Annotated in this window: 24 protein-coding genes; 5 read left to right on the top strand and 19 right to left on the bottom strand. The window is 65.2% G+C overall.

What is annotated here, in order from left to right:
* Positions 1-71 precede the first annotated feature (71 nt).
* The 15 genes from GRI48_RS09290 to hisN form a co-directional block, all read right to left on the bottom strand.
* Positions 72-1451, bottom strand: coding sequence for an ammonium transporter (locus GRI48_RS09290; RefSeq protein WP_237451793.1), 1380 nt, complete (start codon positions 1449-1451; stop codon positions 72-74).
* Between the two features lie 14 nt (positions 1452-1465).
* Positions 1466-1804, bottom strand: a complete 339-nt coding sequence (locus tag GRI48_RS09285) for a P-II family nitrogen regulator (protein ID WP_160674459.1) — start codon at positions 1802-1804, stop codon at positions 1466-1468.
* Between the two features lie 155 nt (positions 1805-1959).
* Positions 1960-2655, bottom strand: coding sequence for an endonuclease/exonuclease/phosphatase family protein (locus GRI48_RS09280; protein WP_160674456.1), 696 nt, complete (start codon positions 2653-2655; stop codon positions 1960-1962).
* Between the two features lie 28 nt (positions 2656-2683).
* The gene (locus GRI48_RS09275) at positions 2684-3241 is read right to left on the bottom strand and encodes a pyridoxamine 5'-phosphate oxidase family protein (protein WP_160674453.1); all 558 of its coding nucleotides are present in this window, start codon (positions 3239-3241) and stop codon (positions 2684-2686) included.
* A gap of 15 nt (positions 3242-3256) precedes the next feature.
* Positions 3257-4126: an alpha/beta fold hydrolase gene (locus tag GRI48_RS09270; RefSeq protein ID WP_160674450.1), complete on the bottom strand. Its 870-nt coding sequence runs from the start codon at positions 4124-4126 to the stop codon at positions 3257-3259.
* Between the two features lie 36 nt (positions 4127-4162).
* Complete coding sequence (locus tag GRI48_RS09265; RefSeq protein ID WP_160674447.1) at positions 4163-5725, bottom strand: peptide chain release factor 3; 1563 nt, start codon at positions 5723-5725, stop codon at positions 4163-4165.
* Positions 5726-5740: 15 nt separating this feature from the next.
* Entirely contained in the window at positions 5741-6487 is a 747-nt protein-coding gene (locus GRI48_RS09260; RefSeq protein WP_160674444.1) for an SDR family NAD(P)-dependent oxidoreductase, read from the bottom strand.
* Positions 6484-8874: a phenylalanine--tRNA ligase subunit beta gene (gene pheT, locus GRI48_RS09255; protein ID WP_160674441.1), complete on the bottom strand. Its 2391-nt coding sequence runs from the start codon at positions 8872-8874 to the stop codon at positions 6484-6486. The genes GRI48_RS09260 and pheT overlap by 4 nt, the downstream gene beginning before the upstream one ends.
* Positions 8871-9983: a phenylalanine--tRNA ligase subunit alpha gene (pheS, locus tag GRI48_RS09250; protein WP_160674438.1), complete on the bottom strand. Its 1113-nt coding sequence runs from the start codon at positions 9981-9983 to the stop codon at positions 8871-8873. The genes pheT and pheS overlap by 4 nt, the downstream gene beginning before the upstream one ends.
* Positions 9984-10043: 60 nt before the next feature.
* On the bottom strand, positions 10044-10961 hold the full coding sequence (locus GRI48_RS09245; RefSeq protein ID WP_160674435.1) for a helix-turn-helix domain-containing protein: 918 nt from the start codon (positions 10959-10961) through the stop codon (positions 10044-10046).
* Positions 10958-11827 carry a helix-turn-helix domain-containing protein gene (locus tag GRI48_RS09240; RefSeq protein WP_160674432.1) on the bottom strand — a complete coding sequence of 290 codons (870 nt, stop codon included), beginning with the start codon at positions 11825-11827 and terminating at the stop codon, positions 10958-10960. The genes GRI48_RS09245 and GRI48_RS09240 overlap by 4 nt, the downstream gene beginning before the upstream one ends.
* 119 nt (positions 11828-11946) lie before the next feature.
* Positions 11947-12306: a 50S ribosomal protein L20 gene (rplT, locus tag GRI48_RS09235; protein ID WP_160674429.1), complete on the bottom strand. Its 360-nt coding sequence runs from the start codon at positions 12304-12306 to the stop codon at positions 11947-11949.
* Between the two features lie 46 nt (positions 12307-12352).
* Positions 12353-12556 carry a 50S ribosomal protein L35 gene (rpmI, locus tag GRI48_RS09230; RefSeq protein ID WP_160674426.1) on the bottom strand — a complete coding sequence of 68 codons (204 nt, stop codon included), beginning with the start codon at positions 12554-12556 and terminating at the stop codon, positions 12353-12355.
* Between the two features lie 149 nt (positions 12557-12705).
* Positions 12706-13476, bottom strand: coding sequence for an SDR family NAD(P)-dependent oxidoreductase (locus GRI48_RS09225; protein WP_160674423.1), 771 nt, complete (start codon positions 13474-13476; stop codon positions 12706-12708).
* 64 nt (positions 13477-13540) lie between these two features.
* A complete protein-coding gene (hisN, locus tag GRI48_RS09220; protein ID WP_160674420.1) occupies positions 13541-14335 on the bottom strand; it encodes a histidinol-phosphatase in 795 nt (264 codons plus the stop codon).
* Positions 14336-14458: 123 nt separating this feature from the next.
* On the opposite strand from hisN, the gene GRI48_RS09215 reads away from it, so the two are divergent.
* A complete protein-coding gene (locus tag GRI48_RS09215) occupies positions 14459-15409 on the top strand; it encodes a helix-turn-helix domain-containing protein (RefSeq protein ID WP_160674417.1) in 951 nt (316 codons plus the stop codon).
* Positions 15410-15456: 47 nt separating this feature from the next.
* The gene (locus tag GRI48_RS09210; protein WP_160674414.1) at positions 15457-16422 is read left to right on the top strand and encodes an AraC family transcriptional regulator; all 966 of its coding nucleotides are present in this window, start codon (positions 15457-15459) and stop codon (positions 16420-16422) included.
* 10 nt (positions 16423-16432) lie between these two features.
* On the opposite strand, the gene GRI48_RS09205 is transcribed toward GRI48_RS09210, so the two are convergent.
* Both GRI48_RS09205 and glpX read right to left on the bottom strand, forming a co-directional pair.
* Complete coding sequence (locus GRI48_RS09205) at positions 16433-17368, bottom strand: ribose-phosphate pyrophosphokinase (RefSeq protein WP_160674411.1); 936 nt, start codon at positions 17366-17368, stop codon at positions 16433-16435.
* Between the two features lie 122 nt (positions 17369-17490).
* The gene (gene glpX, locus GRI48_RS09200; RefSeq protein ID WP_160674408.1) at positions 17491-18471 is read right to left on the bottom strand and encodes a class II fructose-bisphosphatase; all 981 of its coding nucleotides are present in this window, start codon (positions 18469-18471) and stop codon (positions 17491-17493) included.
* 59 nt (positions 18472-18530) lie between these two features.
* Between glpX and GRI48_RS09195 the strand changes: the two genes are divergently transcribed.
* On the top strand, positions 18531-19022 hold the full coding sequence (locus tag GRI48_RS09195; protein ID WP_160674405.1) for a hypothetical protein: 492 nt from the start codon (positions 18531-18533) through the stop codon (positions 19020-19022).
* Between the two features lie 7 nt (positions 19023-19029).
* Here the strand turns inward: GRI48_RS09195 and GRI48_RS09190 are convergent, their stop codons facing one another.
* Together GRI48_RS09190 and GRI48_RS09185 are read right to left on the bottom strand one after the other, a co-directional pair.
* Positions 19030-20346 carry a homoserine dehydrogenase gene (locus GRI48_RS09190; RefSeq protein ID WP_160674401.1) on the bottom strand — a complete coding sequence of 439 codons (1317 nt, stop codon included), beginning with the start codon at positions 20344-20346 and terminating at the stop codon, positions 19030-19032.
* A 57-nt stretch (positions 20347-20403) separates the two neighbouring features.
* Entirely contained in the window at positions 20404-21264 is an 861-nt protein-coding gene (locus GRI48_RS09185) for a hypothetical protein (protein WP_202389211.1), read from the bottom strand.
* Between the two features lie 362 nt (positions 21265-21626).
* On the opposite strand from GRI48_RS09185, the gene GRI48_RS09180 reads away from it, so the two are divergent.
* Together GRI48_RS09180 and GRI48_RS09175 are read left to right on the top strand one after the other, a co-directional pair.
* On the top strand, positions 21627-22277 hold the full coding sequence (locus tag GRI48_RS09180) for an energy transducer TonB (protein WP_237451791.1): 651 nt from the start codon (positions 21627-21629) through the stop codon (positions 22275-22277).
* A gap of 42 nt (positions 22278-22319) precedes the next feature.
* Positions 22320-23102: a MotA/TolQ/ExbB proton channel family protein gene (locus tag GRI48_RS09175; protein WP_160674395.1), complete on the top strand. Its 783-nt coding sequence runs from the start codon at positions 22320-22322 to the stop codon at positions 23100-23102.
* Positions 23103-23155 lie beyond the last annotated feature (53 nt).

Genomic DNA, 23155 nt, shown 5'->3' with positions numbered 1-23155 from the left:
AGGAGGAACATCGGTAGGCAGGTCCGGGGTGGAGAGGAGAGGAAAGCCCCGGACCCGCCAAGCTGGTACAATCAGTTGTAAGCGCGCTCCCCGTGTTCGGCGATGTCGAGGCCGTTGACCTCGTCTTCTTCCGAGACACGCAGGCCGGTCACCATCTTGACGATAAAAGCGGCAATCGCGGTGCCGACAGCGGCCCAGACGATCGTCACGAGCACGCCTTCGGTCTGCACCCAGAGCTGGCTGGCGAGCGCGGTCGAACCGTCTCCCGGCCCGCCGAGGAACGGCTGGTAGACGAGACCGGTACCGATCGCGCCGACGATACCGCCGATGCCATGGATGCCGAAAGCGTCCAGCGAGTCGTCGTAGCCGAACTTCGCCTTGATCTTCGCGACGAAGACGTAGCAGACCGCCGAGGCGACGATGCCGAGCAGGATCGCGCCGAACGGGCCGGAATTGCCCGCCGCCGGGGTCACGGCAACGAGGCCCGCGATGATGCCCGAAGCAAAGCCGAGGGCGGAACCCTTGTGACCGGACAGCCGCTCGATCACCATCCAGGTGAGCGCGCCCGCTGCAGTCGCAACGAAGGTATTGAGCATGGCGAGACCGGCGAAGGCGTCAGCCTCGAGTGCCGAGCCGGCGTTGAAGCCGAACCAGCCCACCCACAGCAGGCCGGCACCGACCAGCGTCAGCGTCAGGCTGTGCGGCGGCATGGGCTCGGTTGGATAGCCGCGGCGCTTGCCGAGCATGTAGGCCAGCACCAGCCCGGAAACACCGGCGTTGATGTGGACGACGGTGCCGCCGGCAAAGTCCAGCGCGCCCTTCTCGAACAGGAAGCCGCCGCCTGCCCAGACCATGTGAGCGATCGGAAAATAGACGATCGTCAGCCAGATCGGCACGAACAGCATCACGGCGGAGAACTTCATGCGTTCCGCCGTCGCGCCCAGGATCAGCGCCGCCGTGATGGCCGCGAAGGTCATCTGGAAGCTGATGAAGACGAATTCGGAAATGACCTCGTCGGAGAATGTCGCGGCCGTGCTTTCGTACGTGCTCGCCGACAGGAACAGATTGCCCCAGCTGAAGAAGGCATTGCCTTCGGGGCCGAAGGCGGTCGAATAGCCCCACATCACCCATACGAGCATGGCGAGACAGGCGGTCGCGCCGATCTGCGTCATCGTGGAGAGCATGTTCTTGGAGCGCGTCAGGCCGCCGTAGAACAATGCCAGGCCCGGCAGGATCATCAGCAGAACGAGCAGGGTCGAGGTCATCATCCAGGCATTGTTGCCGGGATTGGCGACGGCGGCAGCCGCTTCGGTCGCGGTTTCGGTGGCGGCCTCGATCGGGACGCCGCCTTCCTGCGCGTAGGCTGCGCCGGCGGCGAACAGCGCCGTCCCGGCCACGGTCATCCGGGCAGCAAGGCGAGTGGCCGGATTGGTCGAAATTGTGCGGATCATTGTGCTGGTCCCCCTCAAAGCGCGGTGTCGCCGGACTCGCCGGTCCGGATGCGCGTCGCCGAAGCAAGGTCGAGAACGAAGATCTTGCCGTCTCCGATCGATTCCGTGCTGGCGGTCTGCTGGATGGTTTCGACCACTTGCGGCGCGAGATCGTCGGCCGCAGCGATTTCGAGCTTCACCTTGGGAAGCATGTTGGTCGAATATTCGGCGCCGCGGTAGATTTCGGTCTGGCCCTTCTGGCGACCGAAACCCTTGACCTCGGATACGGTCATGCCCGCTACCCCGATGCCCGAGAGCGCTTCACGCACCTCGTCGAGCTTGAATGGCTTGATAATGGCGATGATGAATTTCATCCCTGCCCCTTTCTACTGGCCGGACCCGTTCCCGGCTTCGCACATGCAGCAAGAGGCGTGCCAGAATCGGTTTTGGCCGGATTCCATGCGATTCCGCATCAAAAGTTAAACAGGAATTAGCATAACTGCCTATTTTGCAGGCGTTCGCCTATGAATTAGGCAACTCGCAGCCGCGCATAGATGGGCAAGTGATCCGATGCCGCCGTCGAGAGCGCGGTATGGTGCACGGCAGTCTCCAGCGTCTCGCACCGGTCGCAGACTACGATCCGGTCGAGGTGGGCGAGCGGCTGGCGGCTGGGAAAGCTCTTGCCGGGTGCAAGCATCGTCCAGCCGTCGCCGAATGCCTTCATCGCCCCGGTGGTCCGCCCCCACTGGTTGAAATCGCCCAGGATCACTGTGGGGTGGCCGCGCTGCCCCCGTTCGATGTGATCGAGAACTGCCCTGATCTGGTCGCTGCGACGCAATCCCGAGAGGTCAAGGTGCATACCGATAACGCGCAGCGGCTTGCCCTCGATCGACAGGTCCGCGCAGACCGCACCCCTGGGTTCGAGCATGGGCAGGTCGAGCGGTTCGGAATCGATTACGTCGATGTCGCGCCTGACGAGGATGGCATTGCCGTGCCAGCCGAGACTGCGCGGTCGCTTGGCCACGCGTACCGGTTTCCACGGCGTATCGTCGAGCAGAGCGCGCGGGAGCACGGTGGCACGCTGGCCGATCCGCCGGTCGACTTCCTGCAAGGCGATGACGTCGGCATCGATCTCGCGCAGCACGGACAATATCCGTTCGGGATCGCGGCGGCGATCGAGTCCCACGGCCTTGTGGATGTTGTAGCTGGCGAAAGTCAGTTCCACGCAGGAGCTTCAACCGCCGAGCGCATTGTTATTTCCCCGAAATATATCGGTCGGTCGCACGGGTCGGCAATCCGTCGATGCTGCTGGTGCGCAGCGCCATCTTGGCTTCCCATTCGGCCGGATCGGCCTGCGCATGCGCTTTCTTGAGCGTATCGCGCTCGCGCTCGAATTCCATGAACGGCACGCCCCAGCCGCAGCTTGTCTGCACCGTCTCGACATCGATGACGAATATCTGGCGCGTTCCCGGCAGCAGGTCGAAATGCGCGGCAAGCTTTTCCCATCCCTCGTCCTGCGGAAGGACGGGAACGCCGCGGCCGTAAATCCGCAGGATCAGCGCCGGTCTTTCGAAATTGCAGAACATGAGCGTGATCCGCCCGTCGACTGCCAGATGCGCGTGCGTCTCGTTTCCCGATCCGCCCAGGTCGAGATAGGCGACCCGCTTGGGTGAAAGGACGCGGAACGCGTCATAGCCCTTGGGGCTGAGATTGATCCGGCCGATCGGAGCGGACGTGGCGACGAAGAAGACCGGCTGCTTCGCGATCATCGCGATGTGCTTGTCGTCCAGCGCTTCGAAGAATTCGGCCATCAGGGAAGCTCCGGTCTAGAGGAAATCTCGCAGGGTCTGCATGAAGCGGTCGAACTGGTCGTGGTGGAGCCAGTGCCCGGCCTTCTCGAACTCGATCACCTCGGCGTTGACGAAATGGTCGAGCCGCCCGTCCCCTTCCGGGTTGGAGGCCCAGCTTTCCGAGCCGTAGAGCAGCAAGGTAGGCGCGGTGATCGCCGACCAGGTCTGGTGCATGAAGTCGTCGGCCACGTCCTCGACCGGCCAGACATTGAGATGCGGGTCGAACTTCCAGCTGTAGGTGCCGTCCTCGTTGCGGGTCACGCCGTGGATCGTCAGGTGGCGCGCCTGCTCTTCGGTGAGATAGCTGTTTTCCTCGATCATGCGCGCAAAGGCGGCCTCGATGCTTTCGTAGCGGCGCGGAATCCGGCCCGAAGCCTTGCGCTTCTTCTCGATCCATTCGCGCGCGCGATCGGGATAGGGTTTGCTGCGCATTTCCTGCTGACGCTTGGGGCTTGGCCCCAGCCCCTCGATCGCCACGATCTTCCTGACCATGTCGGGGAAGATGCCGGCATAGCGCAGCGAGACATTGCCGCCCATCGAGTGGCTGACGATGGTGACAGGCCCCACGCCGAGTTGATGGATGAGCTGCGCAAGGTCGTAGACCATGTCGCTCGCCTGGTAGTTGCCGTCGCTGACCCAGTCGCTGTCACCGTGCCCGCGGTGGTCCATCGCCACCACGTGCCAGTCGTCGCGCAACTCCTCGGCCGTCCAGTCCCAGCTGCGCGCATGATCGCGCCCGCCGTGCACCAGCACCAGCGGCGGCTTGCCGCGATTGCCCCAGTCGAAATAGTTGAGCTTCATCCGCTGCGAGATGAAGGTCTGCGAAGTAGGGCCGGTGGTCGTCATGCGCGTTTCATGGACAAACCGGACGCGCGCCGCAAGCTACCGTTCTTTCGTTGCCGAGAAGGTCAGCTCGGGATTGTTTTCCGCCTGGTAATTCACGTCCCACGGGCTCTTGGCCATAAAGACGAGATCGCCGTCCCGGTCGCGCGCGAGATTGGCGCGGTTGAAGCTCTCGAACTGCTTGATCGCGGCATCCGGTCCCTTGACCCAGCGCGCGGTGGCGAAGGGCGAGGCTTCGAGGCCCGCTTCCACCTTGTACTCGGCTTCCATGCGGCTGATGAGCACTTCGAGCTGCAGCTGGCCGACCACGCCGACAATGAATTGCGCGCCGAGCTCCGGGTAGAAAACCTGGATAACGCCTTCTTCGGACAGATCGTCGAGCGCCTTCCTGAGCTGCTTGGTCTTGGTCGGATCCTTGAGCTGGACGCGGCGCAGGATTTCCGGCGCGAAATTGGGCAGGCCGGTGAAGCGCACCTCGTTTTTTTCGGACAGGGTATCGCCCACGCGCAGCGTCCCGTGATTGGGGATGCCGATGATGTCGCCCGGCTCGGCCGTATCGGCGATCTCGCGGTCCTGCGCGAAGAACATGATCGGCGAATGCACCGCGATCGGCTTGCCGAGGCCAGACGGGGTCAGTTTCATGCCGCGTTTGAACGTGCCCGAGACCTGCCGCATGAAAGCGATGCGGTCGCGGTGGTTCGGGTCCATGTTCGCCTGGACCTTGAAGATGAAGCCGGTCACCTCCTCGCGGTCCGGCGCGATCTCGCCGCCCTCGGCCGGCTGCGGGCGCGGCGCGGGCGCGTACTTCGCGATCGCGTCGATGATCGCCTCGACGCCGAATTCCTTCAGCGCGCTGCCGAAATAGACCGGCGTCAGGTCGCCGTTGCGATAGGCTTCGAAATCGAATTCCGGATAGCCTTCACGCGCGAGCAGCCCTTCCTCCGCCACCCGCTCGACCCCGTCGGCGGAGAGGTATTCGGCCAGCTTCGGGTCTTCCGCTCCGTCCGTCTGCACGGTCTTGCCGCGATATTCCTTGCCGTCGCCCTCGGGCAGGTGGAGCTGCTTCGTCTCGAAGTTGAAGACCCCTTCGAACAGGCCGCCCATGCCGACCGGCCAGCTCATCGGCGAGGTGTCGAGCGCGAGCTTTTCGGCGATCTCGTCGAGCAGTTCGAAGGCGTCGCGCCCCTCGCGGTCGATCTTGTTGATGAAGGTGATGATCGGCACGCTGCGCAGGCGGCAGACCTCGAACAGCTTCAGCGTCTGCGGCTCAATACCCGCCGCCGCGTCGAGCACCATGATCGCCGAATCGACCGCGGTCAGCGTGCGATAGGTGTCTTCGGAAAAATCCTCGTGCCCCGGGGTGTCGAGCAGGTTGAAGGTGATGCCGTCGCGCTCGAAGGTCATCACGCTCGAAGTAACCGAGATGCCGCGCTGCTGCTCGATCTTCATCCAGTCGGAGCGCGCACGGCGCGCCTGCCCCCGCGCCTTGACCTCGCCCGCGAGATGAATAGCGCCGCCGGTCAGCAGCAGCTTCTCGGTCAGCGTGGTCTTGCCCGCGTCGGGGTGCGAGATGATCGCGAAGGTACGGCGTTCGGAGGTCATCGTGACTATCTTCGATCAGTCGCGCGCTACGCGAAAGCCGGCGAAATCCTGCGTTACCGGCATCAGCTCGATCCGGTTGACGTTGAGATGCGCCGGGAGTTCGGCGATCCAGCGGATGGTACTGGCGATATCTTCACCGGTCATCGGATGGGTGCCGGCGTAGAACTCGTCGCTCTTCTGCCGGCTGCCGGTCCGCACGGTGGTGAACTCGGTTTCCACCATGCCCGGCTCGATGCTGGTCACGCGCACGCCGGTGCCGTGCAGGTCCGCCCGCAAAGCGAGGGTGAAGTGATTGGCGAAGGCTTTGGAGCCTGCGTAGACGTTGCCGCCAGGGTAGATGTAGCTGCCCGCGACCGACCCGATCGCGATGATCGCGCCCTTGCGCTCGATCAGGCCGGGCAGCAGCTTGCGCGTCAATCGCACCATGGCCGTCACGTTCGTGTCGATCATGGTCTGCCAGTCGTCGAGGTCGGCTTCCTGCGCGGGCGAGAGGCCCTGTGCGAGGCCAGCATTGTTCACCAGCAGGTCGATGTCGGCGAAACCATCGGGCAGGTCGGCTATGGCGGCATCCATCGCGGCCTCGTCCCGCACGTCGAATACCGCCGGGTGAACCTTGTCCGCGCCGAGGTCGCCGACCAGCGCGTCGAGCCTTTCCTTGCGGCGTCCGGTCGCCACGCACCGCCAGCCGCTCGCGACCAGCGCCCGCACCGTCGCCTCGCCGATGCCGGCTGTCGCGCCGGTCACAAAAGCCGTTCTGGTCATCCGCGCAACTCCGCACCCTGCTTGGCCGCCGCAGCGACGATCCTGTCCGAGATCGCCCTGATCTCCTCGTCCTTGAAGCTCTTGTCGCCAGGCTGGAGCGTGACCTCGACAGCGATCGACTTCATGCCCTCGGGAACACCGGCGCCCGCGAAGACATCGAACACGCGGGCATCGGTGATGGCCTGCTTGTCCGCGCCCTTGACCGCGCGCACGAGATCGCCCGCGGCAAGCCCGGCCGGTACAAGGAAGGCGAAGTCGCGGGTGATGGCCTGCAATGCGGGCGGATCGTAGGTCGGCCTCGCGAAGCCGGCATTCTTCTTCGGCGGGATCGCATCGAGGAAGATCTCGACCGCCATGACCGCCCCGTCGACGTCGAACGCCTTGAGCGTTGCCGGATGGAGCGCGCCTAAGCGGGCGAGCACGTTCTTGGGGCCGAGCCGCAAGGTCGCCGACTGGCCCGGATGGAACTGCTCTCCGGCCTCGCCCATCACCATCAGGTTCGCGACCGGCGCACCGGCTGCTTCCAGAAGCGCCGTCGCAACGGCCTTGGCGTCATAGGCATCGTAAGCCCGCGCCTTGCCCTGTTGCCAGCCGCGCGCGGTCTTTTCGCCTGCGAGCACCACGCCCAGCGTCGGCTTCTCGTCGCTCGACCCGTCGGCCTTGCGGAAGTAACGGCGTCCGACTTCGAACAAGCTCGATCCGTCCGACCCGCGATCGGCGTTGCGCTTGGCAGCCGCAAGCAGGCCCGGGATGAGCGAGGGGCGCATGGCCTTCATGTCCTCGCTGATCGGGTTGTCGAGAACCCACAGTGCGGTGCCGTCCGCGAAATGTTCGGCATCCGCGGTCGGCAGGAAGGACCATGTCACGGCTTCGTCGAGGCCTTGCGCTGCGGCGGCACGGCGCAGCTTGCGCTCGAGCGCCTGCTGGGGTGTGGCGGTCGGACGGGCGACGCCGTCCGCGCGCGGCAGGGGTACGCTTTCGACCGCATCGAGGCCGTGGATGCGAACCACTTCCTCGACCAGGTCGGCAGGGCCTTCGATGTCGTGGCGGCGCAACGGACAGGTGACCTGCCAATTTGGACCGACCGAGAAATCCAGGCTTTCGAGGATGCGGCGCTGCTCGCCCTCCGCGATGTCGATCCCGCCGAGGCTGGCGGTCTTCGCCGGGTCGAAGGCGACGACCTTCGGCTCGCTCGGCGGCGAACCGGCGCGCACGACCTCGCTCGGGCTGCCGCCACAGGTGCGCACGATCAGGTCGGTCAGGATCGCGAGACCATCGTCGAGGAAGGCCGGGTCGACACCGCGTTCGAAGCGGGTGCGCGCATCCGAGGCAAGGCCCAGCTTGCGGCCGGTCACGCCGATCCTTTCGGGATCGAAATAGGCAATCTCGAGAAGCACGTCGGTGGTCGTCTCGGTCGCGCCCGAATGCTCGCCGCCCATGATCCCGGCGATGTCGTGCACCCCCGCCTCGTCGGCGATGACCGTCATGCTATCGTCGAGCGTGTAGGTCTTCTCGTTCAGCGCTTCGACCTGTTCGCCATCCCTGGCGCGCCGCGCGACCACGGCCCCGGTCAGTTTTGCAAGATCGTAGACGTGAGCCGGGCGACCGAAAGCCAGCATCAGGTAGTTCGTCGCATCGACCAGCGCAGAGATCGGTCGCTGGCCCGCCGCAATGAGGCGCTGCTGCATCCACTCGGGCGAGGACACGGTGTTGTCGACCCCGCGGATGACGCGCCCGTAAAAGGCCGGGCAGCCTTCCGGATCGTCGGTGCGGATTTCGACCGGACAAGCGCCCTCGGCCGTGATCTCCGGCGCCGCGACCGGCGTGAACGTACCCAGACCTGCTGCCGCGAGATCGCGCGCGATCCCCGCCACGCCCATGCAATCGGGGCGGTTGGGCGTGATCGCCACGTCGAGAACGGGGCTGGTGCCCTGGTATTCGGCGAAGGCTTCGCCGACCGGGGCATCTTCCGGCAGTTCGATGATCCCGTCGTGCTCGTCGCCCAGTTCGAGCTCGCGCACAGAGCACATCATGCCGTTCGATTCGACGCCGCGGATCGCGCTCTTGCGCAGTTCCATGCCGTTGGCCGGAACGACCGCGCCCGGCAGGCCGAGCACGCCCTTCATGCCGGCGCGCGCATTGGGCGCACCGCACACGACCTGCAGCGGATCGCCTTCGCCCGTATCGACGGTGAGCACTTGCAGCTTGTCGGCATCGGGATGAGGCGCAGCGGTGAGAACCTCCGCAACGCGGAACCCGGCGAGCTTGTCGGCCGGGTCCTCGATGCCTTCGACTTCGTGCCCGATGCGGTTCAGAGTGGCGGCGATCTCCCGCACCGAGGCATCGGTGTCGAGGAAGTGCTTCAGCCATTCGAGCGAGAATTTCATGCCTTCGCTCCCACGCCGGCGGACAGGGTCGGGACATCGAGCGGATCGAACCCGTAATGGTCGAGCCACCGCTGGTCGCCGTCGAAGAAGGCCCGCAAATCGTCCATCGCGTATTTCAGCATGGCGAGCCGGTCGACACCGACGCCGAAGGCGAAGCCCGAATACTCGTCCGGATCGACGCCCGCGAATTCGAGCACGCGGCGATTGACCATGCCGCTGCCGAGCAATTCCATCCAGCCGTGGCCGGGGGCATCGCCGTCACCGCCCAGAACGCGCCGGGAGCCATTGGGGCCAGTCACATCCTGCCAGCCGACATCGACTTCGACCGATGGTTCGGTGAACGGGAAATAGGAAGGGCGCAGGCGCAGCACGATGTCGTCGCGCTCGAAGAATGCCTTGAGGAAAGTCTCCAGCGTCCATTTGAGGTGGCCGAGGTGGATGCCCTTGTCGATCACCAGGCCTTCGACCTGGTGGAACATCGGCGTATGCGTTGCGTCGCTGTCGGAACGGTAGACGCGGCCCGGCGCGATGATGCGGATCGGCGCACCCTGCTCCACCATGCTGCGGATCTGCACCGGGGACGTGTGCGTGCGCAGCAGCATCCGCCTTCCCTGTGCATCCGCGTCGGGGAAATAGAAGGTATCGTGCATGGCCCGCGCCGGATGCGTTTCCGCCATGTTGAGCGCGGTGAAATTGTGCCAGTCGTCCTCGATCTCGGGACCGGTGGCGACCGAGAAGCCCATGTCGGCGAAAATCTCCGCGAGTTCGTCCATCACCTGGCTGACCGGGTGGATCGTCCCGCGTCGATGACCCGTCGCGGGCAAGGACAGGTCGATCACCTCGCGCGCCAGCTGCGCCTCGAGCGCGGCGCTGTCGAGCGCGTCCTTGCGGGTCGCGAGCGCACCGGTGACCGCTTCGCGCAGGCCGTGGATCTTCGGGCCTTCGACCTGCCGCTCTTCCGGCGTCATCTTGCCGAGCGTTTTCAGCAGGCCGGATATCGAGCCCTGCTTGCCGAGATATTCCACGCGCAGCCTTTCGAGCGCATCGCCATCGGCGGCACCCTCGATTGCGGCGAGTGCCGCGCTGCGTAGTTGATCGAGATCGTTCATGGGCGCTGCCTCTAGCGGCATGTGCCAAAATGCTAAAGCCCGGTTTTACCGCGCGCCCGGTTACTCGCCGCCCGGCTCCGGCCGGAACAATGCCTGGTGTGGAACGCCGCCGCCCGAATGGGTGACGGCCACCGCCAGATTGACCACCGGATGCGGACGAGCCGCGTATTCGCTCGGTGTCATCCCCATGATCGCACGGAACTCGCGGATGAAATGGGCCTGGTCGGAATAATGCGTGTCGACCGCGCTGATCCATTTCATCGAAGGATCGAGCATGAACTTGCCAAGGCTGCGCAAGAACCGCTGCCGCCGGATGAGCACGCCGCCGGTGAATCCGAAGTGGCGTTTGCAGAACCGCTCGAACGTGCGGGGACTCATCCCTGCGATGGCGGCGACCGGCGGAACGGAGGTTACATCGGGCGACAGGATCGCGCGGTGCACTTGCCGTATCGTGCGCTCTGCCGCAGGCTCCTTACCCATGATCGCGCGGAATCCGGCGTCGATGCGGGGCCCCTGGTTGGCAAATTCCTTGTCATCCTCGATAAGCGTGTCGAACAGTTTGACGATCGAAGCAGGCAGTGCGGTTTCACGGGCGTCGAGGAAGCGGTTGGCCATCTGGTCGGCCGGTGTGCCTACGAAACGCGCCCAGCCAGCCGGCGTCAGGCCAGCGCCCCAGTAGGTACCGCTGCCGAGACGCGAGTGGGTCACGCGGTCGGTCGGTCCGGACAGGATCACCCGCGGCACCTCGGCCAGTTCGCCGGAGCCGATCACCGCCCGGTCGACGGCGGAATGACCGCTCCTGATATTGCCTTCTTCCGGTGGCAGCCAGTCCTCCGCAATCTCGCCGTCCGCGATATCGGTCCGGTAATAGCCGGTCAGGTAGTGGCGCAGATCGGCTGCCGGCGCCATCAGCCGGATCCGCACTGCCCCCGATGCATAGTCGGCGGTGATCCGTTCGGGTTGGGCGACCGAACTCATCCAGGCTGGTCGAGCGTCTGCACGGGGCTGCCCAGCGCCTTCATCCGCTCGCGCATGAAAGCCGACATGACCGGGTGATTCATCGCTGCGTATTCGGACGGCGCCATGCCGAGAAAGTCGTGGCAATCGCGCACGAACTGGCTCTGGTCGAAATAGGTTTCGTCCATCGCGTTGAGCCAGCCCTTCGACGGATCGATCATGAACTGCGCAAGGCTGCGCATGAAACGCTGGCGGCGCAGCAATTGCTTCGGCGGAAATCCGAAAGCGCGCAGGCTGACCCGCTCGAGCGTGCGCTGGCTGAGGCCGGCACTGACTGCCATAGAGGCGACGTCGGTGACGTCCGGATCGAGCAGCATCTGGTGGATCGACAGGATCCGGTCGCGATCGGCCGTGTGGCATTCGATCTCGCTCCGAAAGAAGTCGACGATGGCCCGGTATTCCGCGTCCTGGCGAGCGATGTCGGCAGTCAGTCGGTCGGCCAGCGGTGCGAACCGGGCGAAGGCGGGTTCCGTGCGTCCGTCGAAGATGCGGTTGGCATAGTCATGTGCCGGGACGCCCATGAAGGTCGCCCAGCCCAGCGGCAGCAGGCCGAAGCCCCACAGCGAACAATTCGCCATCTCGAAGACGATCGGCTGGGTCGTGGGCCCCTGTGCCTGGATATCGGAGCTGATGACCGCGCAATCGCCGATGCTGGCCCTTGGCGGAGTACCGGAAAACATTCGGACCCCGCCCCATTCGGGCTGCAGCGCATCGCTGACCGGCCCGTCCGGGACATGAAAATCCGCACGGTAGAAGGTCGTGAAAAAGGGCGCCAGATCGGCTGGCGGTTCGTGAAACCGGACCGTGATGTCGCACGTGGCGGCCAATTGCGTCCCCGAGGGCTTGTCGTATTTCGACTAGGGCAACCGTTTAGCGTACCTGCCGAAAATGAAAAGGGCGGCCCCCGCGAAGGAGCCGCCCCATCGATCTCGAAAGATCATTGCGCTTATGCGGGCAGTGCCTTCTTGGCCTGCTCGATCACGCTCTTGAAGGCCGCGCCCTCGTTCATGGCGAGGTCTGCCATGACCTTCCGGTCGAGTTCGATACCGGCGAGCTTCACGCCATGCATGAACTGCGAATAGGTCAGGCCTTCGGCGCGGACCGCGGCGTTGATGCGCTGGATCCAGAGAGCGCGGAAATTGCGCTTCTTTACCTTGCGGTCGCGATAGGCGTACTGGCCGGCCTTCTCGACGGCCTGGCGCGCGACGCGAATGGTGTTCTTGCGACGACCGCGATAGCCCTTGGCCTGTTCGAGGAGCCGCTTGTGCTTCTGGCGCGTGGTGACGCCACGTTTGATGCGAGGCATTTCGTATATCCTTTATGCGAGAGCCGGCACGAGGCCGGTCGTCGAATTACTTGAGCCCGTAGGGAGCCCACTGCTTCACGTGATCGACGTCGGCCTTGGCCAGCACATCGGTCCCGCGGTTCTGGCGGATATACTTCGCATTATGGCTGATCAGGCGGTGGCGCTTTCCGGCGACACCATGCTTGACCTTGCCGGTAGCGGTGAACTTGAAGCGTTTCTTCACACCGCTCTTGGTCTTCAGCTTGGGCATTTTCATCTCCTTTGCAGAGACACGTCCGACCGGCCCTGGCAGCCCTTACAGCCAGGCAGGCGGATGAATCACGTGTCAGTGAAGGCGCGCGAAATAGCGCCTTGCGACGAAAATGCAAGCCTTCCGGTCGTGCCCGGGCTGGGCGGAAGTCAATCTTCGTAGATCATCTTCACCGTCATGCCACCGTCGACATCGAGATGCTGTCCTGTCACGAAATGCGCGCTGGCGAGATACTCGACCGCCTCGGCGATGTCCTGCGGGCGACCGACCCTGCCCACGGGGTGCTGGGCGCGGTCCTGCGGCCGGTGCTCCACGTCCTCGCGCTCCGACGATTTCTGCCAGTCGCGGGTTTCGATCCATCCGGGGCGCACGGCGTTGACTCGGATCGCCGGGCCGAGGCTCACGGCCATCGAATGGGTAAGCGCATCTATGCCGCCCTTGCTCGCCGCATAGGCGAATGTCTCCGGTTCGCTCATGACCGCGCGCGTGGACGAGATGTTGACGATGCTCGCCACCCGGTCTTGCCCGTTACGGCGAAGCAGCGGGACGGCCGCGCGGCTGCACAGGAAGGCTGCCGTCAGGCTCGCGTCGATCCAGCCGTTCCAGTCGGAGAGAGAAAGGTCTTCCATCGGCCCGCAATAGGGATCGGCGATCGCGGCATTGTTGACGAGACAGGCAAGCGGCGCATCGCCAAGCCATTCGGCAATCGCGGCAAAAGCCTTCTCGACCTGCTTTTCCTTCCCGACGTCGCAGGTGAGGAACAGCGCGCGCTCTGGCAGCGCGGCGCGCAATTCGTCGAGCGCCTCCTCGTCCTTGTCCAGACCGGCAACCCGCCAGCCGAGACCGTGGAAATGGAGCGTCAACGCGCGGCCGATGCCGGCGCCTGCCCCGGTGACGATGATGGATCGCGTGGCACTCATGCCCGCTCAACGGCGAAGCACGGCCTCAGTGCCCGTGCCCGTCCTCGTCGTCATGATCGTGATCCTAGATGGGGATGCTGCCGAGCGCCTCGAGCACGTCGTCGAGCCGTGCAGGCTCCCCCAGCGCGAGCACGCGCCCGTCGCTATCGGCATCCAGCGGGTTGCCCTGCCAGTCGGACATGGTGCCGCCAGCCCCTTCCACGACCGGGACCAGCGCGGCATAATCGTAGAGCTTGAGCCCGCTTTCGCACACGACGTCGAGATGGCCGGAAGCCAGCAGGCCGTAATTGTAGCAATCGCCGCCATAGATGATCGTCCCCTGCCGCTTGTTGCCGCCCACCGCCTGGGCGAGCTGCATATAGGGGTCCGCATCCTCGGCCGAGAAATAATGCGGGCTGCTGGTCGCGAGCACCGCTTCGTTCAGTTCCCGGCACCGACGGGTCGAAGCGGGCTTGCCGTTGAACAGCGTCGGCCCGCCGATCCGGCCGACCCAGCGCTCGCCGGCGACCGGCTGGTCGATCACGCCAAGCACCGGCCAGCCATCCTGGACGAGCGCGATCAGCGTTCCGAAGATGGGCCGGCCCGCCATGAAGCTGATCGTCCCGTCGATCGGATCGAGCACCCACTGGCGGCCTGCGCCTTCGTTGCGCGAGCCGAATTCCTCGCCGACGATGCCGTCATCGGGACGCCGTTCCTCGATGATGCGGCGCATGGCGGCTTCCGCCGCGCGATCCGCTTCGGTGACCGGTGACGCATCGGCCTTGCGATCCTGCGCGAAATCGCCCCGGAACAGCGGACGGATGATCGACCCGGCGGCATCGGCCAGGGCATTGGCGAGAGCGATATCGTCGTCGGACATTGCCGCTACATTGCGGTCCGGCCTCGCCATGGCAAGCGCAACTGCGGCCGCCTGCGCGGCGCGTCGTAAACGACGCATTTATACTATTCACCAAGGCCTCTGCCGTCTTAGCAGCGCCACACCATGCTCGACGATCGCCCTCGTCCAGGCTCGCTGCCGGTTGGTTCCTCGCTGGAATCGACCCCCGACGGCTTGCCCCTGTCGGCGAACCGGGCTCCCACCGAAGATCTGAAGCCGTGGGTGGCGCGCGTGTTCACGACCGACGTGCGGCTGGCCGATGAATCGAGCGGCATGGATTGCGGCTTCCTGTTCGACGCCCCGGCGATGCGCATGCTCTTCGAGGGAAACTGGTACGCGGTTTCGGCGGACGGGCGGAAGACATACCAACGCGAAGCGCTTTTCTTCGGCCCGCAGTCGAAGCGCATGGAAGTGGGCATGACCGGCAGCTTCAGGACGCTGACGGTGGTTCTGAATCCCGGCGCGACCCATGCTTTCGGCAATTTCCCGCTCGGAGCGACCGTCGACCGGATCATCCCCTATTCGGCATTCGGATACGATACCGAGCGCTTGTATGCCCGCTTCGAGAAGCTCGACGATCCGGCAGATTGGCTGCTCGAGGTCGAGCAGATCATGCGCGAGTACATCGTTCACAAGGGTGCCCGCAAGCCGGACACTCTGACCGTAGCCTTCGACATGGCCGCGCTGGCCGATCCCAACATGCGGATCTGCGATTTCGCCGAGGAGCATGGTATCGCGCAAAAGACCGTCGAGCGTATCGTAAAGCGCGATTTCGGCATGGCCCCGAAGAAGGTCCTGCGCCGGGCCCGCGTCCTCGACATGGCCGCGGCGCTGTGCGGCGTGGCGGACGAGGGGGAGACCGAAGAAATCGCGCTGCGCTATTTCGACCAGTCCCACCTGTCGCGCGATTTCACGACTTTCTTCAAGATGACACCGGCGCAATTTGCGGCCAAGCAACAACCGCTGATGACGCTGGCCCTGGAAGTGCGCCAGGCAAGACGGCTGGAGCTTCTCGGGCGGCTCGACCCCTCCCAGAAACGGCCCTGGCAGGCCTGACCGGCTGCAGTTGCATTCGCAGTTTCCCGGTTGCACAAGCCCGACCGATGAACGGGGCCGCAAGAATCGAGTCACGCACGGGTGCGACCCGCGCCGGCGCGCCATTGGCCGTTTCGCGGGCTCCGGCGGAGGACCTGCGCCCCTGGTTCTACTGGATGAGCATCGCCGAGGGAACGATCCCGCCGGGCGAACGCGTGCGGTGCGGCAGGTTCAGCGACCATGCCAGCATCATGATCATCTATGGCGATCCCTGGACGTTGCATACCGCCGACGGAACGCAGACCTGGGATCCGGGTCCCGACGGCCGCGCGCTCTATTTCGGACCGCATACCTATCGCATGCCGGTGGAGATCGCGGGACGCTACACCGTCATCAAGCTGCAGTTCCATGCCGGCGCTTCGAGCGTTCTGGACCTGCCGGACCAATCATCGATCAAGGACCGCGTCATCGACTGCGAGGAGCTGTTCGGTCGTAACATCGCCGCGCTGGTCGATCCACGGGACGATTTCGAACAGCGACTGCGTGCGCTCGAACAGCATTTCATGCGACCGCTGGTCGCTGGCGCGCAGGGCATCGATCCGCTCGTGACCGACTTCGAAACCCAGAGTTTCATGAACCCCGACTTCGCCATCTCGGAATTCGCATTGCGGCACGGCGTCTCGAAGCGAACCGTCGAACGCAACATAAGACGCGGCTTCGGCATGACGCCCAAGCAGGCACTGCGAAGGGCGCGGGTGATGGACGCGGGGGCTGCGCTGCTCGGCGTGGCCCGAACCGAGGACGACGATGACATCGCGCTGCGCTATTTCGACCAGTCGCATCTCATCCGCGAAGTGCGCGCTTTCTTCGGCATGTCACCCGGCGAACTGAAGGGTGGCGCGCACCCCTTCCTGCGGATCGCGATCGAGGCGCGACAACGCCGCCGGCTCGATGTGCTGAACAAACTGGGACCGTTCGAACCCGGTCCGTGGCGTAACCCGGAAGCGGAGCCGGAACAGCGGCACTCCGCCTGACGGCGGGCTTTCAGTCGAACAGGCTCGAGACCGAGCTTTCGTCCGCGATACGGCGCACGGCCTCACCGATCAGCGGCGCGATCGTCAGGATGCGGATCTTCTTGGAATCCTTGGTCGAATCGGTCGGATTGATGGTGTCCGTGATGACCAGTTCCTCGAGAGCGGAGGAATCGACCCGGGCCACCGCGCCGCCCGACAACACGCCATGGGTGATGTAGGCGGCGACCGACTTCGCGCCATCGTCGAGCAGAGCCTGCGCCGCGTTGCACAGCGTGCCGCCGGAATCGATGATGTCGTCGATCAGGATGCAGTGGCGGCCCGAGACGTCGCCGATGATGTTCATGACTTCGGATTCGCCCGGCCGGTCGCGCCGCTTGTCGACGATCGCCAGCGGGGCATTGTCGAGCCGCTTCGCGAGTGCGCGGGCACGCACCACGCCGCCGACATCGGGGCTGACGACCATCAGGTCGCGATCGCCGTAACGCGCCTGGATGTCGGCCGCCATCACCGGTGCCGCGAACAGGTTGTCGGTCGGGATATCGAAGAAACCCTGGATCTGCCCCGCGTGGAGATCGACCGACAGCACCCGGTCGGCACCGGCTTCGGTCACGAGGTTGGCAACGAGCTTGGCCGAGATCGGCGTGCGCGGGCCCGGTTTGCGGTCCTGCCTCGCGTAGCCGAAATAGGGAACGACGGCGGTGATCCGCTTGGCCGAAGCGCGCCGCAGCGCGTCGATGCAGATCAGCAGTTCCATCAAATTGTCGTTGGCTGGATAGCTCGTCGACTGCAGCACGAAGACGTCCTCGCCGCGCACGTTCTCGTGGATCTCGACGAAGATTTCCTCGTCGGCGAAGCGCCGCACGCTCGCATCGGTCAGCGGCAGCTCGAGATACCCTGCAATGGCACGCGCCAGCGGCAGGTTGGCGTTGCCGGACATGATCTTCATCTCAATGCTCCCGATGGGCGATGTGGCCGAGAATCGCTCGGCGATGCTCTAGGGAAAGATGGCGCGCGCTGGCAACATGGGCCGCGCAGATTTCCCGGGACTTCCAGTGCCGGAAACCGGCACTAGAGCCGGTGTTCGCCCCTGATCCAGCGCACCGTGCCCGACGAGGCACGCATGACCACGCTTTCGGTCGTCATGATGCCGTTGCGGCGGCGCTTGACCCCGTCGAGCAGCGAGCCCGAGGTGACGCCGGTCGCGGCAAAGATGCAATCGCCGCGGGCGAGGTCGGTCAGCTTGTAGATCCGGTCGAGGTCCTCGATACCCCACTTGCGGGCGCGGGCGCGCTCGTCCTCGTTGCGGAAGACCAGCCGGCCGTTGAACTGGCCGCCGACGCAGCGCAGTGCTGCGGCCGCCAGCACGCCTTCCGGCGCGCCGCCCTGGCCCATGTACATGTCGATCGTCGTATCCTCGTCGGTGGTCGCGATCACGCCCGCGACGTCGCCGTCGCCGATCAGCACGACCCCGCATCCCAGCGCACGCAATTCGGCGATGAGTTCGGCATGGCGCGGCCGGTCGAGCACGCAGACGATGATCTGGCTCGGTTCGACCCCCTTCGCCGCGGCGACCGCCTTCACGTTCTCGGTCGGCGACTTAGCGAGGTCGATGACGCCTTCGGGATAGCCGGGTCCGACTGCGATCTTGTCCATGTAGACGTCGGGCGCATTGAGCAGGCAGCCTTCCTCCGCGGCTGCCAGCACCGCGAGCGAGTTCGGGCCGGCCTTGGCAGTGATCGTGGTGCCTTCGAGCGGGTCGAGCGCGATGTCGATCTTCGGGCCCTTGCCCGGCGCGCCGCCGACCTTTTCACCGATGTAGAGCATCGGCGCCTCGTCGCGTTCACCCTCGCCGATCACCACCGTGCCATCGATGTAGAGCTCGTCGAAAGCCTTGCGCATCGCTTCGACCGCGGCCGCATCGGCGGCCTTTTCGTCTCCGCGACCGACCAGTTCGGACGCGGCGATCGCGGCAGCCTCGGTCACGCGGACCATTTCGAGGACGAGGACGCGGTCGAGTACCTTGGATGCGGAAGTAGGCGTGGCGTTCATAGGGAATTCAGTCCTCGATGGGCTTTGTCGCGCGGTCGCTTAGACCAGGGAGCGTGACATTGTCGAGACGAGCAGCGGAAGTACTCCTGATCGCTTCACTGGCTCTGGCCTCCGCTCCGCTCGCGGCGCAGGACATCGATTCGGCGACCGCAAGGTCGCGCGATGCCTATGGTCCGCCGCCGCCGATGGAAGATTGTTCGGCAGAACAGGAAGCCGCCATCGTGTCCGGCGAGATCATCGTATGCCGCAGGGTCACCGACCAGCAGCAATACCGCATCGCGAGCGAGGAGGACGCGCAGGACCGCTACGCCCGCGAGACCATGAACAAGGACAATCCCGCGCCCGTCGACGTCGCTGGACCGGGCATCTTTCGCGGGCCGGCGACCGTGTCCGGGCTTTGCCTGATACCCCCTTGCCCCGCACCACCTGCCTACATGATCGACTTCGATGCGCTTCCCGAGACGCCCGAGGGATCCGAGGCGGACCGGGTCGGCCAGGGTCTCGCGCCGAAAACCAGCGGAGCGACCGACGCGGACGAGCGCGAGGAGTAAGCCGGCCTCAGTCCGAAATGATCGGCATGACCAGCGGCGGCGCCGTCAGACTCTCCGACCCGGCGAGCAGTTCGAGCGCCTCGGTGACGCATTTTTCCTGGCCGTCGTGGGTCACCATCGCGATCAGCACCTCGTCGCTGTCGTCGTCGTTGCCCTGCTGGATGAGGCTTTCGATCGAGACATTGGCATCGCGCATGGCCGCGGTGATTTCCGCAAGCACGCCCGGTCGGTCGGCTACGCTGAAGCGCAAGTAGGTCTTGCCGGTTCGCTGGCCGAGGTCCGCAGGGGCGAGCGTGCGCAACTGGTCGACCGGGACCGAAAAGGGCGGCGCCGTGTCGCCGCGCGCGACATCGATGAGGTCCGCGACGACGGCGCTGGCAGTCGGCTTGTCGCCCGCGCCTGCGCCCTGGAACAGCAGGCGCCCCGAATAGTCGCCTTCCGCGACGACCGCGTTGGTCGGTCCGTCGACCGCGGCGAGTGGATGGGTCAGGGGGACGAGGCATGGGCGCACACGCTGGAGCAGGCGTGGCTCTGCGCCCTCGACCGGATCGAGATCGGCGATCCCGACCAGTCGGACTACATAGCCGAGAGTGGCCGCCTGGGCGATGTCGGCAGCCCGAACCCGCGAGATACCAGTACAGCGCACCGCCGCGAAATCGATCCGGCTGCCGAATGCGATGGCGGCGAGGATCGCCAGCTTGTGGGCAGCGTCCACGCCCTCGATATCGAACGTCGGGTCGGCCTCGGCATAGCCCTTGGCCTGCGCCTCGCCGAGCGTCGCGGCGAAGTCCGCGCCGGTATCCTCCATGGTCGAGAGGATGTAATTGCAGGTGCCGTTGAGGATGCCGTAAACCCGCTCGATCGCATTGGCGGCTGCCCCTTCGCGCAGGCCCTTGACCACGGGAATGCCGCCCGCGACCGCCGCTTCGAACTTGAGCGGGACATCATGGCTCGCGGCGATCTCGGCCAGCTCGATGCCGTGATGGGCGATCATCGCCTTGTTGGCGGTCACCAGCGGCTTGCCAGCCTCGAGGGCCGCGCGCGCCAGTTCGAGCGCCTTGCCGTCGGAACCGCCGACGAGCTCGACCACGACATCGACTTCGCCGCGCCCGGCGAGCGCGGCCATGTCGTCTTCCCAAGCATAGGGCGCCAGGTCGATGCCGCGATCCTTGCCCCGGTCACGCGCACTCACGGCGACCACGGTGATCGGGCGACCGGCACGCGCCGCGATGAGCGAAGCGTTGGCTTCGAGAAGGCGGATGACGCCTGCGCCGACGGTGCCGAGGCCGGCGATGGCAATGCGAAGAGGTTGGGCGGTTGTCATGGCGCCCGCCTAGCGCGTGGACCCTCGGCGAGGGAACCAAATTGTCTTGCGCGCAGCCTAGCTGCGATTGCGCTCGCACCTGCCCAGCTGTTCGAGCACGAAGGCGTAGTCGGCCACCGCCTGCTGCTGGGACCGCGCATCGGAGGCAAGATTGGCTCCCGGCGGCAAGGTCGCAGGCAGCGAGCAGGCAAGGCGGTACCAGGCGACCGTATCCCTTCGCGGCGCGAGCGCCGCCTGGTCGACGATCTCCGACTGCGAGTAGCCCCACACCGGCGCCATACCGGGACGGCGGATGATCGTCAGAGCCAGCGGGCTCTGGTCGCGGGTGCGAAGGAATATCTGCGTTTCCGATTCCCCTGCGAGGTTTCCGGCGACGGACAGGGCATCGCGGATGCCGGTGACTGCAGGCAGGGCATCGGGCGCGTACAGGCCTGCGAGGATCGGGCGAACCCGCTGCTCGGCTTCTGGCGACCACGCGATCTGCGCCTGCGGATCGACCAGCTGGAGCTCGCCCGGCCGGTTGGGAACAGGCTTCGCGAAGACCAGGAATTCCTGCTTGCGCAGCTTGGGCACACGGCCTTTCGAATCGCGGGGCACGTCGACCAGATACTTCAGCGAACCGCCGACCGGCACATTGCCGGCAAGCAGCGAAACCGTGTCCGCTTCGATGAAGAGCCTGGCGAAACCCGGCCGCAGACCCGGTGCGCGGGCGGCCTCGACTTCGGCGTGTTTCTTGACCTTCACGCGGACCACGAGGCTCGCCGAATCGCCGAGGTCGGCGATGTCCGCATAGCTGGGCTGATTGGTCGCCTGCGTGCTCGCAACAGGGGTTTGGGCGGTAGCCGCCGCGCCGCTCGAAGCCAGCGCCAGCACTGCAGCGAAAGCCAGGTATCGGCGGGAATTGGCGGTTTCTTGCATTGGTCGGGCTCCAGGGATCGGGCAGAGGGTCAACATGCAGACCGCACGCAACGTTCCCCCTTAGAATGGCAAGGGACTGAATCCGGCGTTAACTGATAAAGCGTTTGCCAGCTTTTCGGATGATGGCTAAGGCCCGCGAAACCGGAGAGTAATAAAATGATAACTCCGGCAGGTCCGCGCGGACCTTTTGGGAACGCGGGCCTTCACTGGGGCGTGGATTCCAATAGGCCTCACAGGGTGGACAAGCGAGTTTGCGTACCGCACGATTTGCGAATCGTGTGAACGCGCAATATTGGTCGGAGTTTCGGCTCCTGCCGCTGAAGATGGAGTGATGCGACTGAATGGCTTATGCTGATCAAGGGATGAGCACCAATCGCGTTATCGGGCTGATCGTGGCCGCGATAGTGCACATAGCTCTGGGTTACGCGCTCATAACCGGTCTCGCATATGAGGCGGTCCAGAAGGCCGTCGAACGCGTGACGACCGTCGATATCGAGGAACCGCCGCCGCCGGAAGAAGAACCGCCGCCGCCGCCGCCTGAAGACGTTCCGATTACACCGCCGCCGCCGGTCGCACCGCCGCCGCCGATCAACATCGCGCCGGCCCCGCCGCCAATCAAGACGCAGCCGACGATTCCGCCGCCGGCACCTCCCGTGCTGCGCGTGCCGCCGCCGGCTGCACCGCCGGCGCCGCCTGCCCCTCCTGCGCCGTCGAAGGCGCGAGGCGCATCGCCGGACGGTCAAAGCCGCTGGGCCGCGCGGATCCAGCAGGATTATCCTTCGCGTGCCCTTCGCGCAGAGGAACAGGGCGTCGTCACCATGCGCATCTCGATCGGTGCCAACGGACGCGTCGAAGGATGTACGGTTTCGGGTAGTTCCGGGTCGGCCACGCTCGACGATGCGGCCTGCCGCGGGATGCAGCGCTACGCGCGGTACAACCCGGCACTGAACGATGCCGGCAACCCGATTGCTTCGACGACCACCCAATCGATTCGCTACGTGCTGCCCGAATAAGCTTCGGCAAACAGAACAAATTTACAAAGAGGACCATTCGCAATGATTATCGAATTTCTTGCAGCTGCCGCCGGAGACGCGGCGCCGAAGAACCAGTTCGGCTTTCTCGAGGCCATGGAGCAGGGCGGCCTGATCGCATGGTCGATTTTCGGCGTGCTTGTGATCATGTCCGTCGGCTCGTTCTACATTCTCATCACCAAGTGGCTCGAGCAGCAGAAGATTCTCAACCAGTACAAGGGTGTCCGCACCAACTTCTGGCGCGCCAACTCGCTCAAGGAAGGCGCCACCAAGCTCGACAAGAACAGCGCCTGGCGCCAGCTCGTCGACGATGCCGTGAAGGCCGAAGACGAACACGCCAAGATGACCGACAGCCTCGAAGCGCATGACTGGATGCACGGCTCGCTCGCGCGTTCGGAAGCATCGATCAACGCCAAGCTCGCGGGCGGCCTGCCGTTCCTCGCGACCGTCGGCGCGACCGCTCCCTTCGTCGGCCTGCTCGGTACGGTTATCGGTATCTACCGCGCGCTCATCAACATCGGCCTCGCCGGTTCGGCCTCGATCGACAAGGTCGCGGGTCCGGTCGGTGAAGCGCTGATCATGACCGCCATCGGTCTGCTCGTCGCGGTTCCGGCCGTGCTCGCCTACAACTGGCTGCAGAGCCGGAACAAGAAGATCGCAGCCATGCTGACCGGCTTCTCGACCGACCTGCTCGCCAACATCAGCTCGAAAGGCACGATCCGTCCGGCAGTCATGACCGGGGCTTCGACCCAGCAGGCTGGCAAGGCTGCCCGCACTGCCCCGGCTGCGACCCCCACGAAGAGCTGAACGGGATGGCCGGGCGCCAACGCGGCGTCCGGCACCCCGCCACTCCCGTGCAA

This window comes from Qipengyuania oceanensis (assembly GCF_009827535.1).
In the GTDB taxonomy this organism is placed as follows: domain Bacteria; phylum Pseudomonadota; class Alphaproteobacteria; order Sphingomonadales; family Sphingomonadaceae; genus Qipengyuania_C; species Qipengyuania_C oceanensis.
The sequence above is the reverse complement of the archived record's forward strand: the minus strand, read 5'-3'. Positions and strand labels throughout refer to the sequence as shown.

Coding starts and splice junctions, on each gene's coding strand:
- GRI48_RS09210 (WP_160674414.1), top strand. CDS start 15,457: ATGAACGGGGCCGCAAGAATCGAGTCACGCACGGGTGCGACCCGCGCC.
- GRI48_RS09270 (WP_160674450.1), bottom strand. CDS start 4,126: ATGACGACCACCGGCCCTACTTCGCAGACCTTCATCTCGCAGCGGATG.
- pheT (WP_160674441.1), bottom strand. CDS start 8,874: ATGAAATTCTCGCTCGAATGGCTGAAGCACTTCCTCGACACCGATGCC.
- GRI48_RS09245 (WP_160674435.1), bottom strand. CDS start 10,961: ATGAGTTCGGTCGCCCAACCCGAACGGATCACCGCCGACTATGCATCG.
- pheS (WP_160674438.1), bottom strand. CDS start 9,983: ATGAACGATCTCGATCAACTACGCAGCGCGGCACTCGCCGCAATCGAG.
- GRI48_RS09260 (WP_160674444.1), bottom strand. CDS start 6,487: ATGACCAGAACGGCTTTTGTGACCGGCGCGACAGCCGGCATCGGCGAG.
- hisN (WP_160674420.1), bottom strand. CDS start 14,335: ATGTCCGACGACGATATCGCTCTCGCCAATGCCCTGGCCGATGCCGCC.
- GRI48_RS09185 (WP_202389211.1), bottom strand. CDS start 21,264: ATGCAAGAAACCGCCAATTCCCGCCGATACCTGGCTTTCGCTGCAGTG.
- GRI48_RS09215 (WP_160674417.1), top strand. CDS start 14,459: ATGCTCGACGATCGCCCTCGTCCAGGCTCGCTGCCGGTTGGTTCCTCG.
- GRI48_RS09285 (WP_160674459.1), bottom strand. CDS start 1,804: ATGAAATTCATCATCGCCATTATCAAGCCATTCAAGCTCGACGAGGTG.
- GRI48_RS09225 (WP_160674423.1), bottom strand. CDS start 13,476: ATGAGTGCCACGCGATCCATCATCGTCACCGGGGCAGGCGCCGGCATC.
- GRI48_RS09175 (WP_160674395.1), top strand. CDS start 22,320: ATGATTATCGAATTTCTTGCAGCTGCCGCCGGAGACGCGGCGCCGAAG.
- GRI48_RS09205 (WP_160674411.1), bottom strand. CDS start 17,368: ATGAAGATCATGTCCGGCAACGCCAACCTGCCGCTGGCGCGTGCCATT.
- GRI48_RS09265 (WP_160674447.1), bottom strand. CDS start 5,725: ATGACCTCCGAACGCCGTACCTTCGCGATCATCTCGCACCCCGACGCG.
- GRI48_RS09190 (WP_160674401.1), bottom strand. CDS start 20,346: ATGACAACCGCCCAACCTCTTCGCATTGCCATCGCCGGCCTCGGCACC.
- GRI48_RS09290 (WP_237451793.1), bottom strand. CDS start 1,451: ATGATCCGCACAATTTCGACCAATCCGGCCACTCGCCTTGCTGCCCGG.
- rplT (WP_160674429.1), bottom strand. CDS start 12,306: ATGCCTCGCATCAAACGTGGCGTCACCACGCGCCAGAAGCACAAGCGG.
- GRI48_RS09275 (WP_160674453.1), bottom strand. CDS start 3,241: ATGGCCGAATTCTTCGAAGCGCTGGACGACAAGCACATCGCGATGATC.
- GRI48_RS09180 (WP_237451791.1), top strand. CDS start 21,627: ATGAGCACCAATCGCGTTATCGGGCTGATCGTGGCCGCGATAGTGCAC.
- rpmI (WP_160674426.1), bottom strand. CDS start 12,556: ATGCCCAAGCTGAAGACCAAGAGCGGTGTGAAGAAACGCTTCAAGTTC.
- glpX (WP_160674408.1), bottom strand. CDS start 18,471: ATGAACGCCACGCCTACTTCCGCATCCAAGGTACTCGACCGCGTCCTC.